The organism is Polaromonas sp. P1_E3, from assembly GCF_056405935.1.
Genome location: NZ_JBFUBD010000095.1, coordinates 1 through 9,938, shown reverse-complemented (window position 1 = coordinate 9,938; position 9,938 = coordinate 1). Strand labels below are relative to the sequence as shown.

Below are 9,938 nucleotides of genomic sequence, written 5' to 3'. Positions count from 1 at the left end.
GTCGCAATGCCCTGCACGATGCGCGCGGCGATGATGCCGTTAATGCCATCGGCCAGCAAAAATGTCAGCATGGCACCTGCCTGCAGCAGCAAGGCGGTAAACACCACAGGCCGGCGGCCGATGTGGTCAGACAGCGAACCGGCCACCAGCAGCGAGGCCAGCAGCGCGATCGCGTAAATCGCAAAGGCCACCGTCAGCAGCGCAGGGGAAAAGCCCCACTGCTGCTGGAAGACGACAAACAGCGGCGACGGCGCACTGCCTGCCACGAAGAACGCGAACAACAGGATCGCCAGCAGCGGAAAGGCAGCTGCCGGGGGCAGTTGCCAGCGGGCCGTGGCAGACAGGGACGATGTGGGCAATGAAGGCACGGCAGGAGACTTGGCTGAGGTAGTCATGAAAAACGCTCGACTTTCTTAAAGCGAATTAATTTGCGTTTGCGAATTCTACGCCAACCCAAAAATTAACGCAAACATCGTAGCTTTTAGGCTAAAATCCGCCCTGATGACCACCCCCCAAACGCCCCAGAACAAGCGCCCCGGCGGCCGAAGCGCCCAGGTGCAAACCGTGGTGCGCAAGGCGCTGGAAGAACTGATTGCCCAGGAAGGCCGCGACAAGGTCACCGTTCCGGCGGTAGCCGAGCGCGCCGGCGTGAGCGCCTCCAGCATTTACCGGCGGTGGGGTGACGTGAACGGCCTGCTCGGCGAAACCGCCCAGCAGCGGCTGGACCCGAACCGCCCCCTGCCCGAGACCGGCGATTTGAAAGCCGAACTCACAGCCTGGGCCAAAGAACTGATCAACCACCTCAACAAGCCGGGCAATGCGTCACTGCTCAAAGCGGCGGCCGCGCTGGCGGGATCGGAAGAAACCAACTGCCTGAAAAACCGCCGCAATGAGGCCACCGTGCTGGTGAACCGAGCCAAAGCGCGCGGCGACGCCACACCCACCGTGCAGCAGGTGCTGGACCACATGATGGCCCCCATCATTTACCGTTTGATTTTTGGCGCTGGCGTAGCGCCAGCCCTAGCCGACCAGCTGGCCGACGAGCTGTTCGTATTAGCCAACCCCGTCAGTAAATAAACCGAAAAGCAAGCAGAGGCTGCGGAACCGGCTTCGCCGGGCCGTCAGCCTCGTCCCTGCAAGGGGAAAAGAGGCTACACGCAGTGAGCCTCGATAGGGGTGTGCTTATTCTTTCGTCCCCTGCGAGAGGAAAAGGGACTACACGAAGTGAGTGCCGATAGGGGTGTGCCTATTTTTAGTTGGGCTTGGCGAGGCCTAACTTGTCGATCAGCACTTTTTCGCGCCCAACGGTGTCTTGTGCAAACTTCGTGTAGTCCGCCGAGCTCAGGTAGTTGGGCAGCATGTCGTAGCGGCCCAGCGCCGCGACGTAGCTGGGTTCTTCCATCGCTTTCTTGAAGGCGTCGTGCAGCCGCTTCACCACCTCGCGCGGCGTACCTTTGGGCGCGCCTATGCCGAAGGGCGAGTTCTGCACGATGTCATAGCCCAGCTCTTTCAGCGTGGGCGCATTCGGGAATTTGTCGAGCCGCTTGTCGCCCCAGGTATTGAGCACGCGCAGCTTGCCGGCTTCGACCTGCGGCGCAAAACCGGTACTGTCGGCGCCTGCCATCAGCTGGCCGCTGACGAGCGCCAGCATCAGGTCGGCGCTGCCCTTGTAAGGCACATGCTGCAGTTCGATGCCGGCCTTCTGCGCGATGAGCTCGGTCGTCAGGTGCGGGCTGGTCAGTGTTCCCGTCGAGCCATAGGTTAGCTTGCCGGGGTTGGCTTTGGCATAGGCGACAAAGTCGGCCCAGGTCTTGAACGGGCTGTCGGCCGGCACCACGATGCCGAAGGCGTAGCCGGTCACGTTGATGACGTAGCTGATGTCCTTGACCGGGTCCCAGTTGATCTTGGTGGTGTAGCCCAGGCGGAACACGCCCAGCGGAATCTGCGCCAGCGTGTAGCCGTCGGGCTGCGCGCTTTGCAGCTGCTGGGCCGGCAGCGTGCCGCCCGCACCGGGTTTGTTCTCGACGATCACCGTCTGGCCCAGAATCTTCGAGGCGTTGTCGGCCAGTGAACGCATGGTGATGTCTGTCGGTCCACCCGCCGGGAAGGCGATGACCAGCTTGATCGGCTTGACCGGGAAATTTTGCGCATGGGCTGTCGCACCCCACACGCCGGCGAGTGAAATGGCCAGGGCGGCGGTGATTTGCAGTAAAGGGCGGCGTTGCATCGAGGTTCTCCTGATCCTGAAAATTGGCGGGCGCGAAGCCCACATCATGCGTGCTGCAAGCCGCCACCGCATCAGGGCAACACCTGAAAGGTTGTCACGTCGGTGTCAGCACCTCCTTCAAGCGTTTTAGGCGCTTTAAGCCCCTCAACCATACTGGACAAGCGCAAGCGGCTATCAATTTAGTAGCAAAAATCCACGCACAGCAACCGCCCCCTCCCGCCAAGCAGGGGCCGCGGAACYGGCTTTGCCAGGCCGCAGGCGCCGCCCCCTCGAGGGGGGAACAGGCTACACGAAGTGAGCCTGGACGGGGGTGCTATCTATTCAGTACGCCTTCCAGGGCCTTCCCGGTGTGCGTACCCAGCTTGACGACGGCCTCGGGCGGCGCTGACGCCACCACGCGCCCGCCCGCGTTGCCGCCGTCCGGGCCCAGGTCAATGACCCAGTCGGCTTCGGCAATCACGTCCAGGTCGTGCTCGATCACTACCACGCTGTGGCCGCCGTTGACGAGACGGTGCAGCACGTGGATCAGCTTTTCAACGTCGGCCATGTGCAGGCCCACCGTGGGCTCGTCCAGCACGYACAGCGTGTGCGGCGCTTTCTGGCCACGGCGCGTGATGTCGTCGCGCACCTTGCTGAGTTCGGTTACCAGCTTGATGCGCTGCGCCTCGCCGCCCGACAGCGTCGGTGATGGCTGACCCAGCGTGAGATAGCCCAGCCCCACATCCTTCAGCAGCTGCAGCGGGTGGCTGATATTGGGCATGGAGGCAAAGAAGTCCACCGCCTCGTCCACTTCCATCTTCAGCACGTCACCGATGTTTTTGCCGCGCCAGGTCACCGCCTGGGTTTCGGGGTTGAAGCGCGCGCCGTGGCAGGTTTCGCACAGCACTTTCACGTCGGGCAAAAAGCTCATGCCGATGGTGCGCACGCCCGCGCCTTCGCAGGTCGGGCAACGGCCTTCGCCGGTGTTGAACGAAAAGCGCCCGGCGCTGTAGCCGCGCGCGCGGGCTTCCAGCGTGTCGGCAAAGAGCTTGCGTATCGTGTCCCAGAAGCCGATGTAGGTGGCAGGGCAGGAGCGCGGCGTCTTGCCGATGGGTGTCTGGTCGACTTCGAGCACGCGGTCTACCGCCGCATAGCCCTCAATGCGTTCGCAACCCGTCCAGTCGGGTGTGTTGCCTTTGTCGTCGGCATCGCGGCCCGACTTTGTGGAGCGCTGGATGACGCCGGCGTGCACATTGGTCAGCAGCACATCGCGCGCAAGTGTCGACTTGCCCGAGCCCGAAACGCCCGTGACCGCCACCAGCCGGTACAGCGGCACGGTGACCGACACGTCCTTGAGGTTGTGCAGGTCGGCATTGACCACGGTAAGCCAGGAGGTGAAGGGGCCGGCGGCTTGCGGTGCGGCATTGTGCAACGCACTGGCGCTGGCCGCGGCGGCCTTGAGCGCCGCAGCCTTGAGTGTGGCGGCCCTCTGTTTGCTCACCGGCCTGGCGGTGACGTCGAGGGCCGCTTCTTGCACCTCGGCAACCGGCGCCGTGCCCTTGCGCGTTTCGCGCCGCAGTTGCAGCGGGTGGATCAGGGGGTTGGCTAGGTAGCGGCCCGTCAGAGATTCCGGCACAGCCGAGAGCTGCGCCGCCGTCCCCTGCGCCACCAGCGTGCCGCCGCGTTTGCCCGCGCCGGGGCCGATGTCGATGATGTTGTCGGCGCGGCGAATGGTGTCTTCGTCATGCTCAACCACCACCAGCGTGTTGCCGCGGTCGCTGAGCTTGCCCAGCGCACTCAGCAGTATCTGGTTGTCGCGCGGGTGCAGGCCGATCGTCGGCTCATCAAGCACGTAACAAACGCCCTGCAGGTTGGAACCCAGCTGAGCCGCCAGGCGGATACGCTGCGCCTCACCGCCCGAGAGCGTGGGGGCGCCGCGGTCCAGTGTGAGGTAGCCCAGGCCCACGTCTTCGAGAAATTCGAGCCGGCTCTTGATCTCGGGAATCAGGTCGCGCGCAATGCCGGCCTCGCGGCCCAGCAATGCCAGCTGTTCTACCCAGCGCCGCACGTCGGTCACCGACAGTGCGGCAATGTCGGCAATACCGACGCCCGCAAACTTCACCGCGCGCGCCTTGGCATTGAGGCGTGTGCCTTCACAGGTCGGGCACGCAGTGCCGGCCACGTCTTCCACCTCGGGCTCGGCAAAGCTCTGCTCGCGGCCCTTGTTGTCGTCGTCCATCACCGAGTCGTCGAACACCTTGCGTTGCTCTTTGGTGAGCTTGACACCTGTACCCACGCAGTCAGGGCACCAGCCGTGCTTGCTGTTGTAGCTGAAGAGGCGCGGGTCCAGCTCCGCATACGAGGTGGCGCAAACCGGGCAGGCGCGCTTGGTCGAAAAAGCGATCAGCTTGCCGATGTTTTTGGCACTGGCGCCGGCCATCATCGCGCCGCGCAGGCCGTCGAGCGGGGCCAGCACATGGACCACGCCCTTGCCGTGCTCCAGCGCGGTCGCCAGCGCGGCGCGCAAAGCGGCCTCGTTATCGGGCGACACATGGATGTCGGCGATCGGCAGCTCGACCGTGTGCTCCTTGAAGCGGTCTATGCGCGGAAAACCGGTGGTCGGCAAAAACTCTCCGTCAATGCGCAGGTGCGTGTAGCCGCGCGGGCGCGCCCAGTCGGCCAGCTCGGTGTAGACGCCCTTGCGCGCGATCACCAGCGGGGCCAGCAGGCCGATGTGCTGGCCGCGGTAGGTTTTGATCAGCTGTGCAGCAATACTTTCGGGGCTTTGCGGCATCACGGCCGCGCCGTCCTTGGTGCAATGCTGGATGCCCAGCTTCACATAAAGAAGACGCAGGAAATGCCACACCTCGGTCGTCGTTCCCACGGTGGACTTGCGCCCGCCGCGTGACAGGCGCTGCTCGATCGCCACGGTGGGCGGGATGCCATAGACCGCGTCCACTTCGGGCCGGCCCGCCGGCTGCACGATGCTGCGTGCATAAGCGTTCAGCGATTCAAGGTAGCGACGTTGCCCTTCGTTGAACAAAATGTCAAAGGCCAGCGTGGACTTGCCCGAGCCCGACACGCCGGTCACCACATTGAACTTGCCGCGCGGGATATCGACCGACAGGCTCTTGAGGTTGTTCTCTTTGGCGTTGACGATCTGGATCAGGTTCGAGAAAGCCGGCCGTGTGGCCCAGACCTTGGGGCGCGACTCTTCGACGCCGTGCACCTTGCCCATGGCCTGCTCGTATTCGCGCAGCGCCAGTGCGGTGTGCGAAGTCGGGTGCTGGCGCACCTCCTCCGGCGTACCCTGGGCTACCAGCAGGCCGCCGGCCTCGCCGCCTTCAGGGCCGAGGTCGATGATCCAGTCAGCCGAGCGGATCACGTCGAGGTTGTGCTCAATCACGATCAGTGAGTGGCCGGCTTCGAGCAGCTTGCGCAGCGCACGCATCAGCTTGGCGATGTCGTCAAAGTGCAGGCCGGTCGTCGGCTCGTCAAACAAAAACAGCGTGCCGCGGCCGGGCTGTTTAAGCGCCAGCGCCTGCTTGCTGGCGCTCACGGTCTTGCTGGCGTTGGCCAGGAAGCCCGCAAGCTTGAGCCGCTGCGCCTCGCCACCCGACAGCGTGGGCACGGGCTGGCCCAGCTTCACGTATTCCAGGCCGACATCCACGATAGGCTGCAGCGCACGAACAACCTCGCGGTCTTGCGCAAAAAGGGCAACCGCCTCGCTCACCGTCAGGTCCAGCACGTCCGACACGTTCAGCAGGCGCGGCTTCACGTCGCCGATGGCTTTGCGCTCAATCGTCACTTCGAGGATCTCGGCGCGGTAGCGCTTGCCGTCGCAGTCAGGGCAGCGCAGGTAGACGTCGCTGAGAAACTGCATTTCGACATGCTCAAAGCCCGAGCCCCCGCAGGTCGGGCAGCGGCCGTCGCCGTTGTTGAAGCTGAACTTGGTCGAGGTGTAGCTGCGCTGTTTGGCCAGCGGCGCGAGGGCAAAAAGATCGCGCACCGCGTCCCAGGCGCCCACATAGCTTGCCGGGTTGGAGCGCGCCGTCTTGCCGATGGGCGACTGGTCGACAAACACCACATCGGTCAGGTGGTCGGCGCCCATGAGGCGGTCGTGCAGGCCCGGCGTTTCGGTCGCCTTGCCGAACTGGCGCAGCAGCGCCGGCGCCAGGATGTCCTGCATCAGCGTGGACTTGCCGGAGCCGCTGACGCCGGTGACGCAGACCAGGCGCTGCAGCGGGAAGTCGACCGTCAGGTTTTTCAGGTTGTGGTCGCACGCGCCTTCGAGGATGAGGCGCGGCGTGTTGTCAGTCACCGCGCGCTTGAAGCCCATGCCCACCTGCTTGCGTGAGCCGAGGTAAGCGCCGGTCAGCGTATCGGCGTGTTTGATGTCGTCGGGCGTGCCGTCAAACACGATCTGGCCACCCTTCTCGCCCGGGCCTGGGCCCATGTCGATCAGGCGGTCGGCCGCCAGCATGACGGCCGGGTCGTGCTCGACCACCACCAGCGTGTTGCCGGCATCGCGCAGGCGGTGCATGGCCTGGGTGATGCGGTTCATGTCGCGCGGGTGCAGGCCGATGGAAGGCTCGTCCAGCACGAACAACGTGTTGACGAGTGAGGTGCCCAGCGCGGTCGTAAGGTTGATGCGCTGCACCTCACCGCCCGAGAGCGTGCGGCTTTGCCGGTCGAGTGTGAGGTAGCCAATGCCGACATCGCACAGGTATTTGACGCGCGTGCGGATTTCCTCGAACAGGGACTTCAGTGCCTGCAACTCGGCGTCGTCACCCATCACGTCAAGCGAAAGCCCGTCGAAGAACTGCCGCAGCCGGTCAATCGGCAGGCGCATCAGGTCGTGCAGCGCCAGGCCCGGCAGGGCCTCGAGCTGTTCGCGGCTCCAGTGCACACCCACCGGCATGAAACGCTGGCTGGGCGGCAGCACCGCATCGGCGGCCTCCTTCGACCCCAGGCGCCAGAGCAGCGATTCGAGCTTGAGCCGCGCGCCGCCGCAGGTTTCGCATTGCGTGTAGCTGCGGTATTTGGACAGGAGCACACGGATGTGCATCTTGTAGGCCTTGCTTTCGAGGTATTCGAAGAAACGCTTGATGCCGTACCACTGCTTGTTCCAGTTGCCGTCCTTGTAGCCCGGCATGCCGTTGATGACCCATCCCTGTTGCGCGGGCGTGAGCTTGTACCAGGGCGTGTCGCGCGGGATACCGGCCGCCTCGGCGTGGCGCAGCAGGTCGTCCTGCGCTTCTTTCCAGGCGGGGGTCTGGATGGTCTTGATGGCGCCGGCACGCAGGGTGAGCTTGTCGTTGGGAATCACCAGGCCGTAATCAACGCCGATGACGCGGCCGAAGCCGCGGCAGGTTTCGCAGGCGCCCATGGCCGAGTTGAAAGAAAACAGCGAGGGCGTGGGGTTGGTGTAGCGCAGGTCGCTGTCCGGACAGTGCAGGCCTGTTGAGAACCGCCACATCACATCGGGCTGGCCATCTTTACTGGCCCCCACGCTTTTCACTTCGTGTAATGCGCTGCCCCCCGAGGGGGCTGGCTCGGCTTGGGGCGGCCCGGCGCTGTCGCCTTCCGCATGCTGCACATAGATGTTCAGCCGCCCGCCACGCTTGAGCGCGGTTTCAATGGCCTCCATGACCCGTGCTTTTTCCACCGCATGGGTGCGAAAGCGGTCGGCCACCACGTCGAGCAATTTGTGCGGGCCGGCCGGCGTGGCGACATCGCGCTGGGCGTGCACGCGCGTGAAGCCGCTGACTGACAGCCACTGCTCAACCTGCTCGGCACTGGTGTTGCCGGGCAGCTCGACCGGGAAGGTCAGCACCACGCGCGGGTCGCCGTCTTTGGTGCGCGCCATCAGCTCGGCATAAATCGATTCGGGCGTGTCGTGGCGCACGTTCTGCGCAGTCTGCTTGTCAAAAAGCTGCGCGGCGCGCGCGTAGAGCAGCTTCAGGTGGTCGTTGAGCTCCGTCATGGTGCCCACAGTGGAGCGCGAACTGCGCACCGGGTTGGTCTGGTCGATGGCGATGGCGGGCGGCACGCCTTCCACCTTGTCGACGGCCGGCTTGTCCATGCGGTCCAGGAACTGCCGCGCATAGGCCGAGAACGTCTCGACATAACGGCGCTGGCCTTCGGCGAAAAGCGTGTCGAACACCAGGGAGGATTTGCCTGAGCCGCTGGGACCGGTAACGACCGTCATCTCGCCGGTGCGGATATCCAGATCGAGGTTTTTGAGGTTGTGCTGGCGCGCACCGCGGATGCGGATGGTTCCCTGGGACATGAGTGCGGTCTTTCCTGAAGAGGTCAAACATTCTAGACAGGGGCACCGGCTGTGCAGGATGTAGGGGTTAATGTCCTTTTTGCACACTTTTAGCTTCACCAATTAGGGCGGCTTCTGGTTTTCCTGATCGCATTTTTTGCGGTTTCATGTTTCACTTCTGGACACTTCCCCCTCACTCGCATGGAATCACACATGAACCACATCAAAAAGATCAGTAGATGGTGCGCAGCCATCGCGATGGTCGCCGTCACACAGGCCGGTCACGCGCAGCTCCTCGTCGGGCAAACCGCGGGCTTCACCGGCCCCGTGGGCGCCGGTGTCAAGGAAACCACCGATGGCGCCAGGCTGTATATCGACGCCGTCAATGCCAAGGGCGGCGTGGGCGGACAAAAGATAGAGCTGGTCTCGCTCGACGACAAATTCGATCCCAAGCTGGCTGTGGAAAACGCACGCAAGCTGATTGAAGAACAAAACGTGCTGGCGCTGTTCCTGACCCGCGGCACACCCCACACCGAAGCCATCATTCCGCTGCTTGACAAGAACGGCGTTCCGCTGGTTGGTCCTTCTACCGGCGCCATGGTGCTGCACCAGCCGGTCAAAAAGCATGTGTTCAACGTGCGCGCCACCTACCAGCGCGAGGCCGAGAAGGCAGTTACCCACCTCCACTCCATGGGCATCACGCGCATCGGCATCGTGTATGCCGACGACAGCTTCGGCGCAGACGGGGTGACGGGCGCGCAAAAAGGACTGACCACCGCCAAGCTGCAACCCGCCGTGCTCGAAAAATTCGACCGCGCCAAGCCCGACTTCGGGCCCATTGCCCCCAAGATTTACCAGTCCAATGCGCAGGCCGTCATCATGGTGGCGTCAGGGCAAGCTGTCGTCGACGGCGTCAAGGCTTTCCGCGCGGCCGGTTCCACGGCGCAGATCGTGACGCTGTCCAACAATGCGTCAGGCGGTTTTGTGAAAAGCCTGGGTGACAATGCCCGCGGCGTGATCGTGACGCAGGTGTTCCCGTATGAACGGTCCATCGCCTTCCCCATGGTGAAGGAGGCCCAGGAGCTGGCCAAAGCCAAGGGGCAAGCCGACGTGAGTCCCGCAATGCTCGAAGGTTTTGCGGCGGCCAAGGTGCTGGTAGAGGGCCTGCGCCGAGCCGGCGCCAAACCGACGCGCGAAAAACTCCAGACTGCCCTGGAAGGCATGCGCAAGATCGATATCGGCGGGCTGGAAGTGAGCTACAGCCCGGAGGACCACACAGGGCTGGATTTTGCCGATCTGTCCATCATCGGCACCGACGGAAAGTTCAAGCGCTAGTCTGGTACCGGGGCCGGAAGGCACAGGCACGGTTCCCATAAAAAACGCCCGGCATGTCCGGGCGTTTTGCTTGATGCGTTTTTGCTTGACGTCTTTTTTTCCTGATAGGGGTCAGCCGTACAGGGC

General features: G+C 63.8%; 5 protein-coding genes. 2 read left to right on the top strand and 3 right to left on the bottom strand.

What is annotated here, in order from left to right; translation table 11 throughout:
- Positions 1-395: MFS transporter (locus AC1D0Z_RS11990; protein ID WP_477658474.1), on the bottom strand; the 395-nt coding region annotated here is incomplete at its 3' end.
- 106 nt (positions 396-501) lie between these two features.
- Between AC1D0Z_RS11990 and AC1D0Z_RS11985 the strand changes: the two genes are divergently transcribed.
- Positions 502-1,077: a TetR/AcrR family transcriptional regulator gene (locus AC1D0Z_RS11985; protein WP_477658473.1), complete on the top strand. Its 576-nt coding sequence runs from the start codon at positions 502-504 to the stop codon at positions 1,075-1,077.
- 175 nt (positions 1,078-1,252) lie between these two features.
- Here the strand turns inward: AC1D0Z_RS11985 and AC1D0Z_RS11980 are convergent, their stop codons facing one another.
- Positions 1,253-2,227 carry a Bug family tripartite tricarboxylate transporter substrate binding protein gene (locus AC1D0Z_RS11980; RefSeq protein ID WP_477658472.1) on the bottom strand — a complete coding sequence of 325 codons (975 nt, stop codon included), beginning with the start codon at positions 2,225-2,227 and terminating at the stop codon, positions 1,253-1,255.
- A 313-nt stretch (positions 2,228-2,540) separates the two neighbouring features.
- Complete coding sequence (gene uvrA, locus AC1D0Z_RS11975; RefSeq protein WP_477658471.1) at positions 2,541-8,498, bottom strand: excinuclease ABC subunit UvrA; 5,958 nt, start codon at positions 8,496-8,498, stop codon at positions 2,541-2,543.
- Positions 8,499-8,690: 192 nt separating this feature from the next.
- On the opposite strand from uvrA, the gene AC1D0Z_RS11970 reads away from it, so the two are divergent.
- The gene (locus tag AC1D0Z_RS11970; protein WP_477658470.1) at positions 8,691-9,812 is read left to right on the top strand and encodes an ABC transporter substrate-binding protein; all 1,122 of its coding nucleotides are present in this window, start codon (positions 8,691-8,693) and stop codon (positions 9,810-9,812) included.
- The last annotated feature ends 126 nt before the right edge of the window (positions 9,813-9,938 follow it).